Annotated in this window: 18 protein-coding genes and 3 pseudogenes; 5 read left to right on the top strand and 16 right to left on the bottom strand. The window is 63.4% G+C overall.

Translation table 11 applies throughout. The annotated features are described in order from the left end of the window. From glyA to HV773_RS12925, 8 genes and pseudogenes are all read right to left on the bottom strand, one after another. Window positions 1-240: pseudogene (gene glyA / locus HV773_RS12965) on the bottom strand (serine hydroxymethyltransferase); the annotation flags it as partial. A 115-nt stretch (window positions 241-355) separates the two neighbouring features. Further along, complete coding sequence (locus tag HV773_RS12960; RefSeq protein WP_162497828.1) at window positions 356-1402, bottom strand: GlxA family transcriptional regulator; 1047 nt, start codon at window positions 1400-1402, stop codon at window positions 356-358. A 297-nt stretch (window positions 1403-1699) separates the two neighbouring features. Beyond that, the gene (locus tag HV773_RS12950) at window positions 1700-2425 is read right to left on the bottom strand and encodes a GntR family transcriptional regulator (RefSeq protein ID WP_129564061.1); all 726 of its coding nucleotides are present in this window, start codon (window positions 2423-2425) and stop codon (window positions 1700-1702) included. A gap of 78 nt (window positions 2426-2503) precedes the next feature. Continuing rightward, window positions 2504-3406 (bottom strand): aromatic amino acid DMT transporter YddG, encoded by a 903-nt coding sequence (gene yddG / locus HV773_RS12945; protein ID WP_129564062.1) that lies wholly within the window; start codon window positions 3404-3406, stop codon window positions 2504-2506. A gap of 11 nt (window positions 3407-3417) precedes the next feature. Further along, window positions 3418-4920: an aldehyde dehydrogenase gene (locus HV773_RS12940; RefSeq protein WP_129564063.1), complete on the bottom strand. Its 1503-nt coding sequence runs from the start codon at window positions 4918-4920 to the stop codon at window positions 3418-3420. After that, window positions 4920-5828 carry a dihydrodipicolinate synthase family protein gene (locus HV773_RS12935; RefSeq protein WP_129564064.1) on the bottom strand — a complete coding sequence of 303 codons (909 nt, stop codon included), beginning with the start codon at window positions 5826-5828 and terminating at the stop codon, window positions 4920-4922. The genes HV773_RS12940 and HV773_RS12935 overlap by 1 nt, the downstream gene beginning before the upstream one ends. A gap of 45 nt (window positions 5829-5873) precedes the next feature. Then, the gene (locus HV773_RS12930) at window positions 5874-7205 is read right to left on the bottom strand and encodes an MFS transporter (RefSeq protein WP_129564476.1); all 1332 of its coding nucleotides are present in this window, start codon (window positions 7203-7205) and stop codon (window positions 5874-5876) included. 171 nt (window positions 7206-7376) lie between these two features. After that, on the bottom strand, window positions 7377-8696 hold the full coding sequence (locus HV773_RS12925) for an NAD(P)/FAD-dependent oxidoreductase (RefSeq protein ID WP_129564065.1): 1320 nt from the start codon (window positions 8694-8696) through the stop codon (window positions 7377-7379). A 428-nt stretch (window positions 8697-9124) separates the two neighbouring features. Here HV773_RS12925 and HV773_RS12920 point away from each other — a divergent pair, with 428 nt between their 5' ends. Continuing rightward, the gene (locus HV773_RS12920) at window positions 9125-9265 is read left to right on the top strand and encodes a hypothetical protein (protein ID WP_129564477.1); all 141 of its coding nucleotides are present in this window, start codon (window positions 9125-9127) and stop codon (window positions 9263-9265) included. Here HV773_RS12920 and HV773_RS12915 read toward each other — a convergent pair. After that, complete coding sequence (locus HV773_RS12915; protein WP_129564066.1) at window positions 9214-10458, bottom strand: MFS transporter; 1245 nt, start codon at window positions 10456-10458, stop codon at window positions 9214-9216. The genes HV773_RS12920 and HV773_RS12915 overlap by 52 nt on opposite strands. Before the next feature lie 128 nt (window positions 10459-10586). Further along, window positions 10587-11186, bottom strand: a complete 600-nt coding sequence (locus tag HV773_RS12910; protein ID WP_129564067.1) for a TetR/AcrR family transcriptional regulator — start codon at window positions 11184-11186, stop codon at window positions 10587-10589. Window positions 11187-11366: 180 nt separating this feature from the next. On the opposite strand from HV773_RS12910, the gene HV773_RS12905 reads away from it, so the two are divergent. The 3 genes from HV773_RS12905 to HV773_RS12895 are packed head-to-tail and all read left to right on the top strand — an operon-like array spanning window position 11367 to window position 14738. Continuing rightward, a complete protein-coding gene (locus tag HV773_RS12905; RefSeq protein WP_129564068.1) occupies window positions 11367-13112 on the top strand; it encodes an FAD-dependent oxidoreductase in 1746 nt (581 codons plus the stop codon). Window positions 13113-13155: 43 nt separating this feature from the next. Then, window positions 13156-13683, top strand: a complete 528-nt coding sequence (locus HV773_RS12900) for a VOC family protein (protein WP_129564069.1) — start codon at window positions 13156-13158, stop codon at window positions 13681-13683. A 32-nt stretch (window positions 13684-13715) separates the two neighbouring features. Beyond that, the gene (locus tag HV773_RS12895) at window positions 13716-14738 is read left to right on the top strand and encodes a zinc-dependent alcohol dehydrogenase (RefSeq protein ID WP_175195291.1); all 1023 of its coding nucleotides are present in this window, start codon (window positions 13716-13718) and stop codon (window positions 14736-14738) included. A gap of 15 nt (window positions 14739-14753) precedes the next feature. Here HV773_RS12895 and HV773_RS12890 read toward each other — a convergent pair whose 3' ends face one another. The 4 genes and pseudogenes from HV773_RS12890 to HV773_RS37660 all read right to left on the bottom strand — a co-directional run. Continuing rightward, window positions 14754-15527: a slipin family protein gene (locus HV773_RS12890; protein ID WP_129564071.1), complete on the bottom strand. Its 774-nt coding sequence runs from the start codon at window positions 15525-15527 to the stop codon at window positions 14754-14756. After that, window positions 15524-15748, bottom strand: a complete 225-nt coding sequence (locus HV773_RS37670) for an NfeD family protein (protein ID WP_465263008.1) — start codon at window positions 15746-15748, stop codon at window positions 15524-15526. The genes HV773_RS12890 and HV773_RS37670 overlap by 4 nt, the downstream gene beginning before the upstream one ends. A gap of 66 nt (window positions 15749-15814) precedes the next feature. Next, a pseudogene (locus tag HV773_RS37665) lies at window positions 15815-16141 on the bottom strand (NfeD family protein); the annotation flags it as partial. A 513-nt stretch (window positions 16142-16654) separates the two neighbouring features. Beyond that, window positions 16655-16885: pseudogene (locus HV773_RS37660) on the bottom strand (Clp protease/crotonase-like domain-containing protein); the annotation flags it as partial. 627 nt (window positions 16886-17512) lie between these two features. Between HV773_RS37660 and HV773_RS12880 the strand changes: the two are divergent. Then, a complete protein-coding gene (locus HV773_RS12880) occupies window positions 17513-18865 on the top strand; it encodes a hypothetical protein (RefSeq protein ID WP_129564073.1) in 1353 nt (450 codons plus the stop codon). 141 nt (window positions 18866-19006) lie between these two features. Here the strand turns inward: HV773_RS12880 and HV773_RS12875 are convergent, their stop codons facing one another. Both HV773_RS12875 and HV773_RS12870 read right to left on the bottom strand, forming a co-directional pair. Further along, window positions 19007-19300 (bottom strand): GYD domain-containing protein, encoded by a 294-nt coding sequence (locus tag HV773_RS12875; protein WP_129564074.1) that lies wholly within the window; start codon window positions 19298-19300, stop codon window positions 19007-19009. A gap of 90 nt (window positions 19301-19390) precedes the next feature. Then, window positions 19391-20797: an FAD-binding oxidoreductase gene (locus HV773_RS12870; protein WP_129564075.1), complete on the bottom strand. Its 1407-nt coding sequence runs from the start codon at window positions 20795-20797 to the stop codon at window positions 19391-19393. Window positions 20798-21012: the final 215 nt, after the last annotated feature.

Below are 21012 nucleotides of genomic sequence, written 5' to 3'. Positions count from 1 at the left end.
GATCGCGAGCTGCTCGACGACATCCACGTACTCGCAGCCGCCGTAGTAGCGCTTGCCGGGATAGCCTTCGGCGTACTTGTTGGTGAGCTGCGAACCCTGCGCGGCCATCACAGCCGGCGACGTGTAGTTCTCCGACGCGATGAGCTCGATGTGCTCTTCCTGGCGGCGGTTCTCGAGTTCGATCGCCTTGAAGAGTTCGGGATCGACATTCTCGACGGTTGAGGTGGCGCGATTGAACATATTCATTCCCGTTGTGGTTTGACAATGCGGCTATTTGAACGCACCCGGCATCGGCACGATAGAACGTTTGCGACAAGCGACGGGACTTGCGGTACACGCGAGCCGCAAGTCCGCGTCATGCGTTAAATTCGGCTGGCTGATGGGCATGCGCTCGCGTGATGCGGTACGCACTGGGCGCTTCGTTGAATTCCTTGCGGAACTCTCTGCCGAGATGCGACGCGTCGGAGAATCCACACGACATGGCAATATCGGCAACGGTCCGGTCGGAGCCGGTCAGCATCCAGGCGGCCATGCGCACGCGCATCTGGCGGCAGTACACGTTGGGCGACTTGCCGATCTCGGCAATAAACAGTCTTTCGAGTTGCCGCACCGAAGTGTCCACGCGCCGGGCGAGTTCCGTGAGCGCGAGTGGGCTCCCGATGTGCTGTTCCATGACGAGGATGGCGCGACGCACCTTGGGATGCGAAGCGGGGTCGAGGCCAGGCGGGTAGGGCTGGGGAGCGTTGCCGCGCTGCGCGTCGTCGACGATCAGAATGCGCTGCGCCTTCTGCACGATGCCGGCATCCAGATGCCTTAGCAGGATGGCGGCGGCGACGTCGATGGACGCCCGTCCACCCGAACAGGTAATGCGCCTGCGATCGATCACGAAGAGCCGGTCGGCGATCAGACTCGATTCGGGAAGCGCGGGGAAGCGCTCGACGAAATCCCAGTAGTGAAACCAGCTCACGCAAATGCGGTAGCCGTCCATCACGCCGGCGCGGGCCAGCGCAAATGCGCCCGTGCAGATGCCGACGATGGTCGCCGGGCTCGCCGCTATGGCGCGGATGAAGCGCAGCGTCGCGTCGCTGGCCGATGGCCCGGAATGGAGCAGCCCGCCCACGACCACGAGGTAGTCGAACGCGCCGGCCTCGTCGAACGTCACCCACGGCGTGACCTGAATCCCGCAGCTTGCGCGAACCGGAACGCGCGATTCGGCGAGGATCGTCCACGTGCAGCGGACCGGGCGGCTCATATCGCCGTCGTCGCTGGCGAGACGAAGCAGATCGACGAAGCCCGAAAAGGCGGTCAAGGTGAAGTTCGGCAGCAGGACGATGCCGAAGCGAATGGGCCGTGGTCGTCCTGCCTGGTCATCCGCCGAACCGAATATCGTGCGGCTACTCACTCACGTATTCGCCATGTTGTGCGCGAACAGTTCCGATGCAGCCGCGCCGCATCCTCCCGCGCCGCCGCCGGTGATGGCCACTTTGCCGGTGAGCCGGCCGTCGAGTCGAGCAGTCATGATTCGTTATCCTGATGAATGAAGCTGCGGCGCAGCGCTTTAGAGAGGTATTGTGTCATTCGTTCCCTAGTCAGGCTCAACCACGTGTGCCGTGCTTTGCGCGCCGGCGATTCGGAGACCGCGCGTCGATGCAAACGCGGCTGAGCGAGGCTCAGCCGCGGGTCAGCCGCACTGATGGGATCAGGCCAAACTCAGCGGCACTTCGAGTCCCTCGGGGATTGCATAGTCCGTCATATGACGGCGTGAAAGCTCCCAATGCGCCTTCACGAGATCGGCGGCCCGCTCGGTGTCGCGGCGTTCAATGGCGTCGATGATTTCGTCGTGCTGATTCGCCGCCTGGTTCATTTCGTGCTGCATGTTGTCGGTGGCGGGATAGCGGTAGAAAGTCTTGCCAAGCCGTGCGTGGTCGATCAAAAGGCGGCGCAGGCTAGGCATCAGGTATTCGTTGTGCGCCATCCTGCCGATCTCGAGATGGAACTGGTCGTTGTGGAAAACCCGATTTTCCACATCGTGTTCCTCGATTGCCTGCCGAAACCGCTTCTGGATTTCCCTGAGCTTTGCGATGTCCGCGGGGGTGGCGTTTGCCGCAGCGAGTTGCGTGGTCGCGACGTAAATCAGCGGCGCGGCCAGAAAGAAGCTGCGCAGCGACTGGTAATTCATCGACGAAACCCGGGCCGCGCGGTTGGCCTCGAGTTCGATATAGCCTTCGGCGGCCATCTGGCGCATGAGTTCGCGCACGGGCGGCCGCGAGAGGCCGAACTCGTCGCATAGGGCGAGTTCGTCCACTACCGCGCCGGGTGGCAATTCCAGGCTGACGATGCGGCGGCGCAGCGTTTCCGCCAGCACCGCCTTGCGGTCTCCGGGGACGGTCGTATCGATTGGGGGTTCGGCGGGGCTTGTTTTCATCGGGATTCTCTGTCTACCTTTTGTGTACTATAAATCGCCGAACAGAAAATCGCCATACGGCTCAACCTGCCCCAATTTTCACGATGTCGATGTCGCGTGGCGCGGGCGTGTCGCGCGCCAGCAGAGCATCGAGCCGCCGCAAACCATCAATGCGCCGTGCCAGAACGGGTCGGGCAGCGGGGCGTGCAGGAGCATCGCTGCGAGGGCCGCGGAGAGCACGGGAATGAAATACGACGCGCCCGCCAGGACGGTGGCGTGGCCGTGCAGAATCCCGATGTTCCATGCCGCGTAGCCGAAGCCCATCGCAGCGGCGGCCAGAAGCAGATAGACGATCGCGTGCACATCGATCGCTATGGTGCTGACGCCGTCGACCGCATACTTGGCCCAAAGCACGATGGACACCAGGATGAAGAACGGCGTGACGCCGTTCTTGCCGTTCGCCATGCGTGCGGTCACCGTGCAATAGGCCGCCCAGATCAATGCGCCGCAAAACGCCAGGCCGTAGCTCAGCGGGTTGTCCCTGACGTTCCCCAGCATGCCGGACAGGTCGATGCCCTGGTCGCCGCCGAGCACCCAGCCTATCCCTGCCATTGACAGCACAAAACCCGGCACGACGAGCAGGGTGGCCCGCTGCTTGTTGAACACGATCGCCGACACCATCGTGAAAGTCGGCCACAGATAATTGATCATGCCGACTTCAATGGCTTGCCTGCCGTTGTCGGCGTAACCGATCGACAGTGACAGGCATAACTCATAGGCCACGAATAGCGTGCTTCCCCAGATCAGGTAATTGCGCGGAAATTGCCTGAGATTGGGGAAGCCGACGGTCACTGCGAGAAAGACCGAGGCGATCGTGTACATCATGGCGGCGCCTCCGGTGACGCCGAGGCTTTCGCTGACACCCCGAATCAGGGCGACGACCGACGCCCACAACATAATCGCGACGAGCCCTATCAGTGTGGCCGTGTCCTTGCTTTTCATACTCGCTGACCCTATGCGTTTGCCGCGGGCACGTCGATCCAGATGGTCTTGATCTCGGTGTACTGGTCGTGCGCCCAGATGGACTTGTCGCGCCCGCCAAACCCCGATTCCTTGTAGCCGCCGAACGGTGTCGTGACATCGCCTTCGCCGAAGCAGTTGACGGTCACGACGCCCGCGCGAATTTCGCGCGACAGGCGGATCGCGTGGTTCAGGTTGCTGGTGTAGACCGACGCGGCGAGACCATAGACCGAGTCGTTGGCCAGTTCGATGGCTTCATCGATGTCGTCGAACGTCGTCACGGCAAGCACCGGGCCGAAGATCTCTTCCCGGAACAGGCGACTGTTCTGCCCGACGCCGTCGACCACGGTCGGTTCGACGAAAATGCCGTGCTCCGTGTCGCCGCCGAACGCTACGTGCAATTGCTCTGCGTGGGCGTGGTCGAGATACGAGCGGACCTTTTCGAAATGGGCTTTGCTGACCATGGCGCCGATTCGGTGTTCCGGATCGAGCGGATTGCCCATCTTCCATTCACGCATGTGAACACCGATGCGTTCGAGGAGTTTGTCCTTGATGTCGGCATCGACGATGAGGCGCGACGACGCCGAGCAGTTTTCGCCCATGTTCCAGAACGCGCCGTTGACCACGTGCTGCGCGACTGCGTCCAGGTCGTCCGCATCGCGCAGCACCACCGCGGGATTCTTGCCGCCGCACTCGAGCACGATGCGCTTGAGATTGGACTCGGCCGCATAGTGCAGGAAGCGCCGGCCGGTCTCGGTGGAGCCGGTGAAGCTGACCATATCGACATCGGGGTGCCGCCCCAGCGGCTCGCCCACTTCTTTGCCGCCGCCGGGCAGGACATTGAAGACGCCGGCCGGCACGCCCGCTTCGTGCGCGAGCGCGGCCACGCGCAGCGCCGTTAGCGTAGTTTCCTTGGCGGGCTTCACGACGATCGAGCAGCCCGCCGCGAGCGACGGACCGATTTTCCACGCGAGCATCAGCAGCGGGAAATTCCAGGGCAGCACGAGGCCGACCACGCCGATTGGTTCGCGCACGACCAGCGAAAGCGCGCCAGCGCCTGACGGAGCGGTGGAGTCGTAGATCTTGTCGATTAATTCGGCATGCCAACGGATTGTGTGAATCGTCTCGGGAACGTCGGTGTTCTGGCATTCGCGAATCGGTTTGCCGCTGTCGAGGCTCTCCATCGTCGCGAGCTCGTGCGCGTGTTGCTCGAGCAGATCCGCGAACCGGAGCAGGATCGTCTTGCGCTGCGAAGGCGGCAGGTTGCGCCAGCGGCCGTCCTTGAACGCCGCCTTGGCCTTCGCGACCGCGAGATCGACGTCGGCAGCGTTGCATGCGGCGATATCCGCCAGGACCGCGTCGGTGGCCGGGTTAGTGGTCTGGAACGTCGCGCCGGAACTCGAAGGCTGGAATGCGCCGTCGATGAACGCCTGGTTCGGGAACTGAAGCCGCGCAGCTAGCGCGGCGTATTCCGCTGCGTTGAGCAGACTCGTCATCAGGCTTGACCTCCGACAGCGGCTGCGACTTCGCGCTTGAGTTCGGCGACGACGGCTTGCAGCTGCTGCTTTTCTTCCTCGTTCAGCGCTTTGAGCGGTGCGCGCACGCCGCCACTACGCAGACCCGCGATTTCGCAGCCGTACTTGATGGACTGCACGAACTTGCCTGCTTCCAGGAAGTCCATCAGCGGCAACATGGCGGACATGATGCGGCGGCCCTTGTCGAAATCCTTTTCCACCGCGCAGGCCTGGTACAGCGCGATGTGCTCGCGCGGCAGGAAGTTCGAACCGGCGCAAACCCAGCTACGCGCGCCCCACGCGAAAAATTCCAGCGCCTGGTCGTCCCAGCCGCACGACACGCTGAGGTTCGGGAATTCGCGCGCCAGCATATGCAGTTGGCTCGTCTGCCCCGAGCTTTCCTTGATCGCGACGAAATTCTTCGACGCCGCGCACACGGTGCGGAAATACTCGCGGCCCATCGAGATGCTCATCCGGCCGGGATAGTTGTAGAGCATGATCGGCAGGTCCGCCGCGCGATCGATCGCGAGCGCGTGTTCGGCGTTTTCCTGCTCCGTCGGCAGTGCGTAGGGCGGCGAGCCGACCAGAATCGCATCCGCGTGGATGGCCTTCGCGGCCTTCGCATATTCGACGGAATCTTCGGTGCGCACGGCGCCGGTGCCGATGATCAGCGGCACGCGCGAGCCGATGACTTCCTTGGCCAGGCTGCCGAGATCGAAGCGCTCCTGTGCGGTGTGCGCATAGTATTCGCCCGTCGAGCCGCCGATGATGATGCCGTGCACGCCGGCGTCAATCAGCGATTCGAGCACTTCTGCAAAGGCTTTTTTGTCGATCTCGCCGGCTTGATCGAGCGGCGTGATGGCGGGAGTGTAGATGCCTTCGAATTTCATGATGTCGTTTCCTTAACGGTAGGAATGTGTGTGTTGACGCGATGGTCAGTGATTCAGCGAAGCGGCTTCCTGCAAGCTGAGCGAGCGCGTTTCGGGCGCGAGGAGAATCGACGCGGCCAGACCGACGAACGAAACCGCTGCCGCTGCGTACATGGTGTTGCCGATACCGATGCTATTGAGGGCGATAGGTACCGCCCAGGTCCCGATGGCCGCGCCGATGCGCGAGAGCGAAGCGCCCATGCCCACTGCGAAGGCGCGGACCTCGGTCGGGAAAATCTCGTTCGGGTACACGAGCTGCAGCACCTGCGCGCCGCCAATGAGCACTGCATACGCTCCGAACAGAACCAGAATGAGCCACGCGGAGCCGTTCGAGCATGCGCCCAGCGCCAGCAGCGCCAGTGCGGACCACAGGAAGCTGTGAATCACCATCGCGCGGCGGCCGAGCACGTTGATGATGCGTGTGGCGATGATGCAGCCGACCACGAACAGCAGGGTGATCGCGACCGAACCGAACGACTCCCATTTGCCGGTCAGATTGAGCGCTTCGAGCACGCGCGGCGCGAACGAGTAGACCGCGAACACGGGAATCACCGAGCAGCTCCAGAACAGCGAAACGAACAACATGCGCTTGCCATAACCGGAGTGGAGCAGGGCCCACAGCGAGATCTTCTTCTCGGTCTTTTCTTCCGGCAGATTCTTTAGCGAGAACGACGGACCGTAGACTTTCTTGATGACCGCTTCGGCCTCTGCACTGCGGCCCTTGCTGAGCAACCAGCGCGGCGATTCAGGCGTGCCGATGCGCACGAGGAACAATACGATGCCGATCACTGCCGGGCTGGCCAACACCCAGCGCCACGCATCGGGTGCGCCGGTGCTGAGAAGCAGATTGCCGACGATATAAGCGAGCGCCGCACCGAGGAACCAGATAATCGTCAGCATGGCCAGGCGGGGGCCACGGTATTTGCGCGGCATGAATTCGACCAGCAACGAACCGGCGACGGGATATTCGATGCCCACGCCGATGCCGATCAGAAATCGCAGCCAGAACAGCGCCTCGCCGGACTGCACCCAGAGCTGCGCGAGCGAGCAGACGAAGAAGATGACGGGCCCGAAGAAATAAGGCTTCTGTCGCCCGAGCCGATCGGACAGCCAGCCGCCCGCGAAGCCGCCGACGAAGATGCCGATGAGCGCCGATGCGGCCACCATGCCTTCCCAGAAACTGGTCAGGCCGAGCGCCGCGGAAAACTGCACCATGGCAACGCCGATGATGCTCAGGACATATCCATCCATGAGCCAGCCCCCGCTCGAGCGGATGGTGAGCAACTGATGGAATCCATTGAGAGGAACGTCCTCGATGGACACGTGATGATTCGACATTGCCAGTCTCCTTCCATGAAATTGGACGCAAGATTTCCTGGCGTGAGCCATGGCTGCTGCGTCCTGTACTTCGTTTAAAGGGGGGAATCGGTCTGTGTGAAAAACTGCCGATTTATCGTTGTCCATCGTGCTCGCCCTTGCGCACACAGTCGCTCCGGCGGCGCCGTGCACTCAGCTTTCGAGCCCTGCCTTGCGTTGTCCCCACCAGAGGGTCGCGTTGACGCCGAGCGAGAGGAACGGCTCGGGTGGCGCCTTGTTCGGCCCCGACGTCTCAAGCAGGAAATCGATCAATGGGTTCGGCTTGCCCGCGAGCCAGTCGGCGAGCAGCGTGCCCGTTACCGTGCCGCGCGTGATGCCGAGGCCGTTGCAGCACAGCGCGCCATAGACGTTCGGCGCGAGTTGTCCGAAAAATCCCTTGTGGTTTTGCGAGAGCGCGAGCGAACCGCTCCACGTGTATTCGAAATCGACCTTGGGGAGCATCGGGAAGCGCCGCTCGAACGACAGACGATGCCGCTGCGCGAAGCGAGGGAGGTAGTGCTCCTTGGGGCGGCCGTCGGGATTGAACGAAAAGCTGTTGCGCACCAGGATGCGGTTATCGTGCGTGCGGCGCAGCGTGCTGCCGAACGGGTCGGCGGGAATGACGCCCCAGAACGGCTTGCCGCCCAGTTCCGCCTGCTCCGCGGGGGTGAGCGGCCGCGTCAGGCTCGCATAGAGAAACACGGGCAGCATCGTGCGCTCGAGAAAACCGAAGCGCATGCCGAACGCGTTGTTTGCCAGCACCAGCTTGTCGGCGGTGATGCGGCCGTTGCGATGAGCCAGCACGATCTTGTCGCCGTATTCCACTTCGGTCACGGGCGTGTGCTCGTACAGCGTGACATTGGGCGGCAGGCAGTCGGCGAGCCCCTTGACGAGCGCCGAAGGCTGCACGAGCACCGTGCCGGGCGTGAACAGCGCCTGGCGATAGAACGACGTGCCGATGTGCTTGGGCAGCGCCTTGCCGTCGATCACTTCATAGGACTGGCCCAGTTTGTCGAGCCCGCGCCGATACGCCTCGAGCACGGCCACGCCGCGCTCTCCCACCGCTGCTTGATATTTGCCGGACGCATTCATATGGCAGTCGATGCCGTGCGCCGCAACGAGTTCGCGCAGGATCGTCTGCCCTAGCAGGTTGAGCTTGAGCGTGGTCTTGGCGGTCGCGATATCGCCGATGTAGTCGTCCGCGCCGATGTCGTGCGGCAGATCGATCGCAAACCCCGCGTTGCGTCCCGATGTGCCGAAGCCGACTTCCTGCGCTTCGATGAGCACGACCTCGTCGTCGGGGAAATTCAGGGCCAGCTGCCGTGCGGCGGCAAGGCCGGTGAAGCCGGCGCCAATGACCGCCCAGCGAGCCTTCGATTCCCCCGTGTGAGCCGCCTTGGGGGTGCGCGACCGACTCGTGTGATACCAGCCGCACATTTTGTCGTCGGCGGGGAGCGAGGTAACTGTTTGCATGGCTGATTCCAATATCGCGTTTGACTCGCGTAGCGCCTTCGGTGGGAAGGCGCGCCAATGCCGTGCGTTAGCGCGCCGGCAATGTCTTCAAATGTTCATCTTCATTGTCTACAAATTGTAGACGCAGTATAGGTTTGAAGTAGACATCATAAAAATAAGGGTTTACACGCGACGAACCGGCGCGGCCGCATGGCTGGCGGTCGGCTTTTTGCAGGGGTTTACCCTTATCTTTGTGGTGGTTGGACTCGTGCGCAGATTGCGGCACTGGATGAGGAAGAAACCTGTCGCGATCGGTAGGCGGGCGGTCGAAACCGTTCTATGTCGGGCGCTTTGGGGCCCCGGATGATGGATGCGATCGGAAAGGCTTGAAGTCGATAGGGCGATTCGTTGCGTTCGCATCCATCGAGCGGAAACAGCGGCATGGGGTGATGCGCTCGATTGGCGGAAGCATCGGCGCCGGTCTATTGGCGGGATCTGGACACACGATTGCGCAAGCCGGCCCCGCTACAGTGCTGGCCTATGTTTTCGGCAGCCCGCTGGCGGCGGCGCCGCGCATCGTCGCGGCATAGCCGGTCAGGCCCAGTAGCGGACCCGGCACGAGCAGCCAGGTTGCATCCACGCCGATATAGCCGAATAGCGCGGTGGTGGCGGCGATCGAGACCACCGTGATCGCAAAGCCGATGGAGTTCTGGATGGCCAGCGCGCCCCCTACGCCGCCGGGAGGGCACGCTTTTGCCGTGAGCGCCGAGAATTGCGGCGAGTCGGCGATCACGGACGCGCCCCACAGCAGCAGCAACACCGCGAGCGCCGGGGGCGAAAGCTGCCGCCACGCGATGGAGAAGGTCAGTGCGCACAGACCCGACATTGCGAGCGCGCCCAACGCGACCCTGGCGCTGCCGATGCGTTGCGACAACGCACCGCCGATCAGCGAACCGAGCGCGCCCACGCCGATGAAGCAGAACGCAAGACCCGACACGCCCATGCGCGGAAAAGCACTCAGGAGCGCGGTGCGCGAGATCAGCAGCGGCACCGTGGTCCAGAACGCGTAGAGCTCCCACATATGGCCGAAGTAGCCGAAGGCCGCCGCGCGAAATGCGCGAATGCGGAATGTCGCCCAAGTGCTTGCCGTTGCCTGTGCGCCGCCGGCCGGAGAGCGTGCCGTGCGAGCGTGCGGCCCGTCGCCGAGTGCGCCGACGAGCACCGCCCCAAGCAGCGCGAGCACCGACGAGGCGGTAATCACGAGTTGCCACGGAAAGCCCATGCCAACGAGACGCATCGCGTGCGGCAGCGCGGTGCCGAGCGTGAGCATGGCGACGAGTTGCGCGAGCGCCTGACCGGTTCGCTCGGGCGCCCAGCCGACGATCAGCTTCATCCCCATCGGATAGATGCCGGCTAGACACACGCCCACGCAAAAGCGCAGCACGGCGCCGCTGACGAGGCCACTCGCGAGCCACGCGAAACCCAGGTTGAAGAGCGCGCCCGCCACTGCGCTCAACACGAAAATCCGGCTTGCGGCGTAGCGGTCCGCCATGCCGCTCGACGAGATATAGAGCGTGCCGAGAATGAAGCCCATCTGCACGGCGCTGGTGAGCCAGCCGATGTCCGCAGCCGTGGCGTGCCAGACGCGCATCAGGTCGGCGGCCGTGCTGTTCGCGCTGAACCACAGCGAGGTGCCGAACAGTTGCGCAATGGCGATGGTGCCGCTCGCGCCGGGCACGCGCTGCCGAAGGCCTGGGCGTTTGCGCGCGGTGGTGGAGTTCATGACGTGTTTAGTTCCGAGGAATAGCGTGCTGCCACGCTTCCCGGGTCACGCAGGGAATGAACCTCCATCATAACGATAGGGATGACGAAGCAATATGCGCATTTGCACCGCGCACCTTTGGGACGTGCTCAAACTTCGCGACTGAACGTCCAGAGAATCCGCATCTGCGCGCGCATGGCCTGCTCGTCCACGGGCACGAGGCAGTACGCGAGTCCAATGCGGCTGACGAGAGCGATGACGTCGTCGAGCGCGGGGACCCGCGGGCCGCGCGCGGCGGCGTAGTGGCCATACGGTTTCTCGAGCACACGCCGCCACATTGGCGCGATGTTCTCGATGATGTAGCCGAACACCTCAGTCGATAAGCCCGTGGCCAGGTAGTTGTGGTGAAAGCCGCCGTGATGGCGATCCCGGTAACGTACCGCGAAACACACGCATTCCTCGCAGTAGGCCTCGAAGTCGTGCTCGAACCCGGCAAGGCGGCTTTGCATGACCTCGAAGAACGCGGCGTTCTCGACGCTGATCACGCCCTGGATCAGCTCTTTTTTGGTGCCGAAATACCGGTACAGCGTCCGCCGTGAAATGTTGGCGCGACGCGCGACGTCGTCGATCGACAGGCCGTCGATCCCGTGCTCGATCATCGCGTCGAGCGCCGCGCGCAGGATCGCGCTGCGCCCGTCATTGACGCTGTCCATTCTGCTGGCGTCGCCCCAGCGCAGTTGCCGATCCATATTTCTCCCCCATGCCGCGGCGCGTTCCGTCCCAACGACCGCATTCCACTGCCATCGATTTTCGCACACGTTGGCACAAAAATTAAATTTGTGACATTATTTGTCTCAAATCTACATTAATGTGACATAGCAGGTACGGGAACCCCGCAGCGTTCCACACCTGACCGGAGGAGACAATCAATGACGGATCGACACGTACCTGCCTGGGACGCCACGTACGACGTGGTGGTGGTCGGCTCCGGCGCCGGCGCGATGACGGCGGCGCTGCGCGCGTTCGATCAGGGCCTGTCGGTCCTGATCGTGGAGAAGAGCAGCGTGTACGGCGGCACGTCAGCCGTGTCCGGAGGCGGCATCTGGATTCCGTGCAACGACCAGATCGCCGGGCTCGGTGGAAATGATTCGTATGACGAAGCAATTACGTATCTGCGCGATGTCGTCGGCGAGGATTTCGATCCTCAACGGATCGATGCGTATCTCGAGAACGGTCCGAGAATGGTCGCCTGGCTCGCGCAGCACGCGCAGACCCATTTTCATGCGGTGCCGCGCTACCCCGACTACTATCCGGACCGCAAGGGCGGCAAGCCCGGCTATCGGACGATGGAACCGGCGGCGTTCGACGCTTCGCGTCTTGGCGCGCATTTCGACGAACTGCGGGCACCGTCGCCGGCCACGCTGATTGGCGGCCGCATTGCGATGACGCAGATCGAAGCGCACACCATCCTGACCAAACAGCGCGGGTGGCTGCGGCTCACCGCACGCCTGATGCTGCGCTACGCGACCGATTTTTCGTGGCGCAGGCGAACCTCGCGCGACCGCCGGCTGACGCTCGGCAATGCGCTTATTGCGAGTCTGCGAGCAGCGCTTGCGCAGCGCGGCATCGAACTTTGGCTCGACACGCCGATGCACTCGCTGCATACCGATGGCGCGCGCGTGGACGGGCTGATGGTGGAGCGCGCCGGCCGCCCGTTCGGGATTCGTGCGAGGCGCGCCGTGGTGCTCGCATGCGGCGGCTTTGAAGCGAATCAGGCGATGCGCGAACAGTATCTGCCCAAGCCCACGCGCGCCGAGTGGAGCGCCGCGCCGCCGATCAACACGGGCGATGGCATTCGCGCAGGACTGGCGCTGGGCGCCGGCGTCGCGCTGATGGATTTCGTGTGGGGTGTGCCGACAGTGCATGTGCCTGGCGAAGAGAAGCAGCGGGGACTGTTCGTCGAGCGCTCGGCGCCGCGCTGCGTGATGGTCAACGGTCTCGGGCGGCGCTTCGTCAATGAATCGGCGCCCTATCCGGACGTGATCCACGCCATGTACGCAGACCATGCCCAGACGAAGGCGAACGTGCCTGCGTGGATGATCTTCGACGCCGAGTACCGCAAGCGTTACCCGTGCGGCGTGCTGCTGCCCGGCAGCGTGCAGCCCGACAGCAAGATTCCGGACGGCTGGCTCGACACCGTCATTTATCGCGCGCCAACGCTGGCCGAATTGGCCGCGAAGATCGGCGTCGATGCCGACGGCCTTGCGCGCACCGTCGCGCAGATGAACGGCTATGCCGCCGCCGGCGTCGATCCCGAATTCGGAAAAGGGGGCAACGTCTTCGACCGTTATTACGGCGATTCGTCGTCGAAGCCCAATCCCTGTCTCGGGCCGATCGAGCGCGCGCCGTTCTATGCGTTGCGCCTCGACCCCGGCGAGATCGGCACGAAAGGCGGGCTGCGCACCGATGCCCACGCCCGCGTGCTGCGTCCCGATGAGTCCGTGATCGAGGGGCTCTACGCGATCGGCAACACGTCGGCGGCGGTGATGGGCAAGACCTATCCGGGACCCGGATCGACCATTGGACCGGCCATGACGTTTGGCTTCGTCGCGGCCAATCACATTGCGGCCGCTTGCGCCGAGACGGAAACCGTCGGCTTGCAGGACACGGCGTGATCGGCCTGAGCAGCCGGCCCGTCTATATCACTGAGGAAGCCTTATGAATACACAGACGTTCGGCACCATCGACCAGATCGGCTATCTCGTCGACGATCTGGACCAGAGCATCAGCCGCTGGGTTGCACATACCGGCGTCGGACCGTGGACCGTGTTTCGCGGCGTTAGCCTGGAGGGCCGATATCGCGGCAAGCCGGTCACGGTGACGATGGATGTCGCACTCGGCTACCAGGGCGATACGCAGATCGAGTTGATCAAGGCGACGAACGACGCCCCGTCGCCTTATCGCCAAGCGGACGGTCGACCCGTGCTTGGCATGCATCACATTGCGTGGGTCGTCGACGATATCGATGCTGCCGTTGCCCGCCTGACCTCCAATGGGTTGACGGTCGTGTTCGAGGCCGAGAACCCGGCAACGCGAGTGGCGTACCTCGCGCACGACCATGAGCCGGGCGTGCTTTACGAAGTGATCGAGGGCGCCGGGATGCGCGAACTGATCCGCAGCGGCATCGCGGCGGCGCGTGCGTGGGACGGCAGCAATCCGGTCACGACTTACGAAGCAGTCGCATGACGGGCGGTCCCGCTCAACTACAAGGTAGAACGATGGCGAACACGATACGGCAAGCGCGGCTGCACGGTCCCGGCGATATGCGAATCGACGAGGTGCCGTTTCCGGCGATGCACGACGAAGACGTGCTGATCGAGGTGGCGGCGTGCGGCATTTGCGGCAGCGATCTCGGCTTTCATCGCAACGGCGGGATTCGTCCCGATCGCGAACCGATGGCGATGGGGCACGAGTTTTCCGGCGTGATCAGCGCAGTGGGTCCGCGCGTCGAGCGGTACGCGCCCGGCATGCGCGTCGTCGTCAATCCGATGGCGAACGGCGCGATGATCGGCTGCGGCAGCGACGACGGTGCATTTGCGCGCACCATTCGCGTACGCGACGTCAACCGCGCGCCGATTCTTCACGAAGTCGCCGCGCACGTGCCTATGGACGTCGCGGCGCTGGCTGAACCGCTGGCCGTCTCGCTGCATGCGGTCAACCGGTCCCGCGCGGTCGAAGGCGAGACAGCGCTCGTGCTTGGCGCGGGGGCGATCGGACTGGGCATCGTCGCCATGCTCAAGCAGCGTGGCGTCAAGCACGTGGCGGTGGCGGACATGTCTGAACGGCGTCTCGCGATTGCGGCGACGCTCGGAGCGGATCTCGTCATCAATCCCGCGCGCGACGATGTGTGGGAAACGCTCGCACGTGTGCACGGCAGCGTCCCGACGTTCTTCGGAACCCGCGCAGCCGCCACCCAACTGATTTTTGAAAATACCGGCGTGCCGTCCGTACTTCAGGACGCGGTCGCGCACGCGAGGGATACCGCAAGAATCACCGTGGCCAGCGTGTACAAGGAGCCGATGTTGTTCGACTTTACGTTGCTTCAGGTGAAGGAAATCGAACTGATCGGCACGATGTGTTATCCGCGTGAATTCCCGGACGCCGTGGCCTGGCTCGCGTCCCGAACAGCCGAGGCGGCGGCAATGATCAGCCACCGTTTCGCACTCGACGAGATCGACGCGGCGTTGCGCACCGCCGCGGATGCGACTGCGTCCGCGAAGGTGATGATCATGCCGGGCTAGGGCCGCGTTCGCTAATCAATTCTCGCGCGGCGCATTAAATCGCTCTAGCAGCGCGCTGAGCAAATCGATCGGCAACGGAAACACAATGGTCGAGTTCTTGTCGGCGGCAATGGTGGTGAGCGTCTGTAGATAACGCAACTGCATGGCCTGCGGCTGCAGTGCGAGCCGCTGCGCGGCTTGCAGCAATTTTTCGGACGCTTGCAGTTCGCCTTCCGCATGAATCACTTTCGCGCGGCGCTCGCGTTCTGCTTCGGCCTGGCGCGCAATGGCGCGGATCATCGTCTCGTTGAGGTCCACGTGCTTGATTTCGACCGTGGAGACTTTGATGCCCCACGCGTCGGTTTGCGAGTCGAGCGTCTTTTGAATATCGGCGTTCAATTGCTCGCGCTCCGCAAGCAACGCGTCGAGTTCATGCTTGCCTAATACCGCGCGCAGCGTGGTTTGCGCGAGCTGGCTGGTGGCCTCGAAAAAGCGTGCGACCTGAATCACGGCCTTTTCCGGATCGACCACGCGGAAGTAGACCACGGCATTGACCTTCACCGAGACGTTGTCGCGCGTGATCACGTCCTGCGCGGGCACGTCGAACACGACAGTACGTAAATCGATGCGCACCGCCTGTTGCACGACGGGAATGATGAGCACGAGCCCGGGCCCCTTGACCTTCCAGAAGCGGCCGAGCATGAACACCACGCCGCGCTCGTACTCCCTGAAGATGCGAATGGCCGAAACGGCGAGCAGGATGGCCAGAACGATCAAGAGACTCGTGAAGCCGAAGGTGTAGCCGATCATGAATGTCCTCCTTGATTTGCCTCGTGCAGCGGTGCTCCGTGTAGTGGCGCCACGCTCAACAGCAGGCCGTTGCGACCCGTCACGCGCACCTGGCTGCCCGTGGCGAGCGGCACCGCGCAAGTCACGCGCCAGCGTTCGCCATGCACGCGCGCCCAGCCCGAGGCGCATGCGTGATCGGGCGACAAACCATCGTCGATGATCTCGCCGATGCTGCCGACCATCGCTTCCGACCCGCTCACCACGGGGCGGCGCCGCGCGCGCAGCGCCACGCTGGAAACCGCCGCGACGAACGCCGCGCCGCCGAGCGCGAGGCCCGCGATCAGCGGCAGTGGAATGCCGTAGCCGGGCACGTCGGTGTTGATCAGCATGAGCGCGCCCACGGCAAACGCGACGATGCCGCCAAAGCCAAGCACGCCGAACGTGGGCAGGAAGGCTTCAGCAATCAGGCACGCGAGCCCCAGCATCACGAGGCCGAGCCCCGCGTAGTTGATGGGCAGAAGCTGCATCGCGAACAGGCCGACCAGCAGGCAGATTCCGCCGGCCACGCCGGGCAGCACGAAGCCTGGATTCGCAAACTCGAAGAAGAGGCCGTAGATGCCGATCGTCAGCAGGATCAATGCGACGTTCGGATCGGCCACGATGGAGAGAAAGCGATTGCGCCAGTCGGGCACGACGTACACGAGCGGCGCGTGCGCGGTCGCGATGCGCACCGTGCCGGCCGCCGTGGTGATGGCGCGGCCGTCGAGCTGGCGTGCGAGATCGGCGGGGTCTTGCGCGATGAGATCGATTACGTGCTGGTCGAGCGCCTCGCTGGCGGACAGGCTCACCGCTTCGCGCACCGCGCGTTCCGCCCACGCGGCGTTGCGCCCGCGCAGTTGCGCGAGGCCGCGAATGTAGGCGGCGGCATCGTGCATGACCTTGCGCGCCTCGGTGGAGGCGTTGTCGGTGGCTTCGTTGCTGGTTTTGTCGCTGGCTTTGTCATTGGCCTGCCCGCCCGAGGCCCCTCCTGCCGAGCCTGGCGCGCCGGGCGGGTTCGGCGCGCCGCCCATGCCGCCGATCCCGATCTGCACCGGCGAGGCCGCGCCCAAATTGGTGCCGGGCGCCATGGCGGCGACATGGCTCGCGTAGACGATATAGGTGCCCGCGCTCGCGGCGCGCGCGCCGCCGGGCGCGACGAACGCGGCCACCGGCACGGGCGAGCTGAGGATCGCCTTGATGATCTGGCGCATCGAGGTGTCGAGTCCGCCAGGCGTGTCGAGCTGGAGGATCGCGAGCTGTGCGTGCTGTTGCGCGGCGCGCGCGAGCGTGCGGACGATGAAGTCCGCGCTGGCGGGGCCGATCGCGCCGTTGACGGTCATCACGACGACCGGGCGCTGATCCGCCGCCGGAGCGCGTTGCGCCTGAGCCATGGCGCTAAGCGCCGCCACCGCCGCGCAAACCACCAGCAGCGCCGCAAAAAGCGCGGCGCGCGCGAGCCGCGCCGGCAACGGATGGCGTGGCTGGCGAGCATGGGGCGGAGGCGCGTCGTGCTCCGCCGCCCGGGTGGGGCGATGAGCGCGCATCGGAACGTCCGGACGGGCAAATGGAAGTGGCCCGATATTTAAGAGTAGGTGGTTTTTGAGGGAAGGGGGAATGTTGCGGTGCAGCGGGAAAATGCGATCCTGCTGGGCTTTCTTGCGCCAGGTCGAAACAGATAGCTATTCGAGAAACCCGGCGGACGCTATTGCTATCGCCTTGGGGTTCTGCTTTCATAAATGGCTTCCCGCGTCGTTGCTGTTGCAATAATCGGATGCCTTCAAGTTAAAAGTTAGCAATCAATATAATTTCTTGGCGCGGAAGATATAAAAGTCAAGAATCCATACTCTCGCGGTTTCGAGGGGGAAACGATGAGAAATCAATTCTTTAGAACAGGGCGACTTGTGCTGGGCAGAGGCCCGACATCGCACGAAGTGTTCTACCGCATGGCGAGACAAGGGAGTGTGGACATGCTAGATCAGTTCCCCGATGTCGACGTGCCGATGACCATCGTGGGCGAGACCGGCGTGCAACTGTTCGATTGGAATACCACGATGGAGGGTTTGCTTCTGGGGCAAAGCGCCAAAGCACTCAACCTGATAGGCACGAAAGGAGAATCCCTGACGGGAAAGTTTGCAAAAGTCAAAGACCTCCAGGACACGATGACGTGGCAGAAACATACCGCGCTTGAGTTATCGGAGGGGGTGGAGATCCGCGGGCGGGTGAAGATGCTCAAGAAGTACAACCGCAACGAAATTCTCGCGGTGGTTGAGTTGCCCAATGGAACCTCGGTGGAAATTCTCGCAGGGGAGGTCATTGCAGCGCTTGGCGCGGGAAAGGAGCGCTTGTTGGACGTGCAGACCCAAAAGCGGTATTCGAGCCTCGAGCGTCCGTTTGGCGAGTACATCACGGGCTCGCAGGCTGTGTCGACCGGCTTGGCTATTGAAAGCGGCTGTGCGGTCCTGGTTGCGGGGGACGGGCCGACGGCGCTCTGGGCCGCGGAAGTCTGCATGGGCTACGGCGCTATCCCTTATGTCGTGGGACCCAATAGTGGGTTCGCATTCAGCAACGCAAACCCCGGGGGACGCAACAGCAAAACATTGAAACGGCTGCTCGAAAACGGCCTTATTTATACCGGCGATATCGCGGGATTCGAGGAGCGCGACCAATTCCACGATTTCAGCGACATGCGTGAGGCCGGCATAGTGACGCACTTCAAAAATGTCACCAACCTTTCAAGCGGCGCATTCAGATCGACGACGGCTTTGCCGGTGTGCAGGGTTGTGAGCGCAATCGGGTCGATGCCCTCGTCGATGTCGCTGTTCGACTCGTATACCGTCAACGACTTTGGGCCGATCGTGGTGGAGGGGTTGGAAGGGCGGGCCGCAGTGGGCATTGCAACGACCGACCGGGACATCATGCTCGTAGGCGCACAGGCCCATTCGATTGGAGTCGGCATGGGATTCAAAGCGCTGTTCGACGCGCAGGGTTCGCGGGTCGAACAGCCTGGGCCGGGTATTGTGACCAATCGGGCGAACGTTCGCGCAATGTTGCGCGAGCGCGGGCGGGTCAAACTGGGCGCGCAGGCGAGCGAGATGGATACAATTCAGGCGCTGTTCATCCATGACGAACTGGATGTGATGACGGCGAATCAAGCGGAACTGAGCCATTTCCTGCAAATCAGTGCCGGGGTGCCCAAACTGGCGGCCGGCGAGATAGCCGCGAAAGTGATCGAAGAGCGTAAGCGCTATTTCAGGGAGAACCGCGATTTCACCCCGCTGGATTTTGTGGAGGAGTTGAGGAAGATGGAAGTCAGAATGTAAGGGAGAAACGAGGGACGCACAGGAAGCAGAATTTTATTTAGTTAGATATCCTGTGCGGTGGATGGGGTGGCGAGAATTTCAGGCGCAGGTGTCCACCTCAAAACAGGGTGGACACCTGCGCCAATTGTTCAGCACTCCGACTCAAGGCAACTTGCCGAGCACGGCGCCGAACTCGTCCTTGCTCATCGCGCGCAGCGTTTGCGTGCGGATATTGCCGAGCGATCCGAGCGCAAGGCCGAACGCCATGAAGCTTTGTTCATCCGGCGCTTCGATGATCGTGACGATGTCGTATTTCCCCAGCGTCCAATAAATTTCCTTCATTTCGCAACCGAAGGTCTTGGCCATTTCCGCGGCCTGGCCGGCGCGCTGTGCGCTGTTCCGGACGGTGCGAATGCCCTGGTCGGTAAACTGCGCAAGAACCACATAGGTCGACATGACGATTCCTTTTGCGTTGACATCGGGTTTGGGATACGCACGCGCATGACCGTTCCGGCCAGGCGCGTGCGTGGGTGGTGTGTCTTCGAGTCAACTGCCCGCTGCCTGCGGGGCTTCGGGCAGGATGTTCTGGTTGCATCGGAAGAGGTTGTCCGGGTCGTAGCGCGTCTTGATGGCGACGAGACGCTCCATGTTCGGCCCGTAAGCCGCCTCGACGCGCGCGCGTTCGTCTTCGGTCAGGAAGTTCACGTACACGCTGCCAAGCGCATAAGGCTTCGACGCTTCGAAAAAACCGCGTGCCCAGGCAACGCAGCGGGCGTCGTCTTCGGGTTCGGTCCAGCGGCCATGCACGTTCATGACGTAGAGCGCGTCGCGGTTGGGATAGGCCATCGCGTCGGCGGCGACACGTTGTGTCGCCCCGCCGATTTGCCCGAAGAATATCTCGCACTGGGGCGAGGGCAGCGTGGCGATAGCGTCGGTCAGCGTGTCGATGAGGCCGTCCGGCAAGGCGGCGAGATTGTGCGATTTCCAGTAGTTGCGCGCGCCCGGCGTGAGCAACGGATCGAACGCCTTTTGCCACGCGGCGTAGGGCATCGGCCCAAGGTGCTCGCCATAGGGCTGGCCGAAGCCGCGCACCGGCGCTACCGCGCTCGGCCCGTCCTCCAGTGCGCCTGTGTAGCACACCGCGAACGCGATAATCGGCTTGCCGTGCACCTCCGGCGGCAGGAAGGGCAACGGCGGCGCGAGACGCGACACGCTCCAGACCGTGAGCGTTTCCGGCATCGCCGCAGCCGCTTCGCGATACTTCACGAGCGCTTCTTTTGCCGCTTCGAACGGCAGCACAACGAGTCCGCCATAGACTTCCGGGCCCAAGGGATGCAGCGCGAACTCGAACATCGTGACCACGCCGAAATTGCCGCCACCGCCGCGAATCGCCCAGAACAGGTCGGCGTTTTCATCGGCGCTCGCGTGCAGCAAATTGCCATCGGCAGTCACGACGTCGGCGGCGACGAGGTTGTCGACCGACATGCCGAAGCGCCGGCTCAGCCAGCCGAATCCACCGCCGAGCGTGAGCCCGGCCACGCCCGTGGTCGAGTTGATGCCAAGCGGCGTGGCGAGGCCGAACGCCTGCGCTTCGTGATCGAAGTCGCCCAGCGTCGCGCCGGGTTCGACATACGCGCGGCGCGTGGCGGGCTCCACTCTGACCGACTTCATTGGCGAAAGATCGATCACGAGACCGTCGTCGCACAACGCGCTGCCGGCGATATTGTGGCCGCCGCCGCGTACCGCGAGCGGCAGCCCCATTTCGCGCGCAAACGCCACCGCGCGCCGCACGTCGGCGCAGCCCTGGCAGCGCACGATTAGCGCGGGACGTCGTTCGATCATGGCGTTCCAGATGCGCCGCGCTTCGTCGTAGCCCGCGTCGCCCGGCTGCAGCACCTGGCCGCGAAGCGCGCCTTTTAGTGTTTCGATGGAGTCGCTAGACAGACTGGGCATGGCACACCTCTCATTCAACGGATCGGGAAAACGCGCGCGACTGGACACATCGCGCGTTAGCATGGACTGGCTGAACTTCTCGCGACCGATTCAGTGTGTCGAATCAAGGCGGATGTCGCACGCGCGGATCAATGCGTGCATTCGGTCGGGAAAGCGTGAAAGACGGGCTTTCGGAATGGCGGCGGGCGCAGCCTGGCTGGCCGGGACGTAGAGAC

It is taken from the genome of Paraburkholderia caffeinitolerans, assembly GCF_902859945.1.
Taxonomy (GTDB): domain Bacteria; phylum Pseudomonadota; class Gammaproteobacteria; order Burkholderiales; family Burkholderiaceae; genus Paraburkholderia; species Paraburkholderia caffeinitolerans.
Note: the sequence above shows the minus strand (reverse complement) of the source record. Positions and strands in the feature narration are given on the sequence as shown.

Excerpts from the sequence above, each read along its gene's own strand:
- HV773_RS12950 (WP_129564061.1), bottom strand. The coding sequence starts at position 2,425 with ATGAAAACAAGCCCCGCCGAACCCCCAATCGATACGACCGTCCCCGGA.
- yddG (WP_129564062.1), bottom strand. The coding sequence starts at position 3,406 with ATGAAAAGCAAGGACACGGCCACACTGATAGGGCTCGTCGCGATTATG.
- HV773_RS12940 (WP_129564063.1), bottom strand. The coding sequence starts at position 4,920 with ATGACGAGTCTGCTCAACGCAGCGGAATACGCCGCGCTAGCTGCGCGG.
- HV773_RS12935 (WP_129564064.1), bottom strand. The coding sequence starts at position 5,828 with ATGAAATTCGAAGGCATCTACACTCCCGCCATCACGCCGCTCGATCAA.
- HV773_RS12930 (WP_129564476.1), bottom strand. The coding sequence starts at position 7,205 with ATGTCGAATCATCACGTGTCCATCGAGGACGTTCCTCTCAATGGATTC.
- HV773_RS12925 (WP_129564065.1), bottom strand. The coding sequence starts at position 8,696 with ATGCAAACAGTTACCTCGCTCCCCGCCGACGACAAAATGTGCGGCTGG.
- HV773_RS12920 (WP_129564477.1), top strand. The coding sequence starts at position 9,125 with ATGCGCTCGATTGGCGGAAGCATCGGCGCCGGTCTATTGGCGGGATCT.
- HV773_RS12915 (WP_129564066.1), bottom strand. The coding sequence starts at position 10,458 with ATGAACTCCACCACCGCGCGCAAACGCCCAGGCCTTCGGCAGCGCGTG.
- HV773_RS12910 (WP_129564067.1), bottom strand. The coding sequence starts at position 11,186 with ATGGATCGGCAACTGCGCTGGGGCGACGCCAGCAGAATGGACAGCGTC.
- HV773_RS12905 (WP_129564068.1), top strand. The coding sequence starts at position 11,367 with ATGACGGATCGACACGTACCTGCCTGGGACGCCACGTACGACGTGGTG.
- HV773_RS12900 (WP_129564069.1), top strand. The coding sequence starts at position 13,156 with ATGAATACACAGACGTTCGGCACCATCGACCAGATCGGCTATCTCGTC.
- HV773_RS12895 (WP_175195291.1), top strand. The coding sequence starts at position 13,716 with ATGGCGAACACGATACGGCAAGCGCGGCTGCACGGTCCCGGCGATATG.
- HV773_RS12890 (WP_129564071.1), bottom strand. The coding sequence starts at position 15,527 with ATGATCGGCTACACCTTCGGCTTCACGAGTCTCTTGATCGTTCTGGCC.
- HV773_RS37670 (WP_465263008.1), bottom strand. The coding sequence starts at position 15,748 with ATGGTCGGCAGCATCGGCGAGATCATCGACGATGGTTTGTCGCCCGAT.
- HV773_RS12880 (WP_129564073.1), top strand. The coding sequence starts at position 17,513 with ATGCTAGATCAGTTCCCCGATGTCGACGTGCCGATGACCATCGTGGGC.
- HV773_RS12875 (WP_129564074.1), bottom strand. The coding sequence starts at position 19,300 with ATGTCGACCTATGTGGTTCTTGCGCAGTTTACCGACCAGGGCATTCGC.
- HV773_RS12870 (WP_129564075.1), bottom strand. The coding sequence starts at position 20,797 with ATGCCCAGTCTGTCTAGCGACTCCATCGAAACACTAAAAGGCGCGCTT.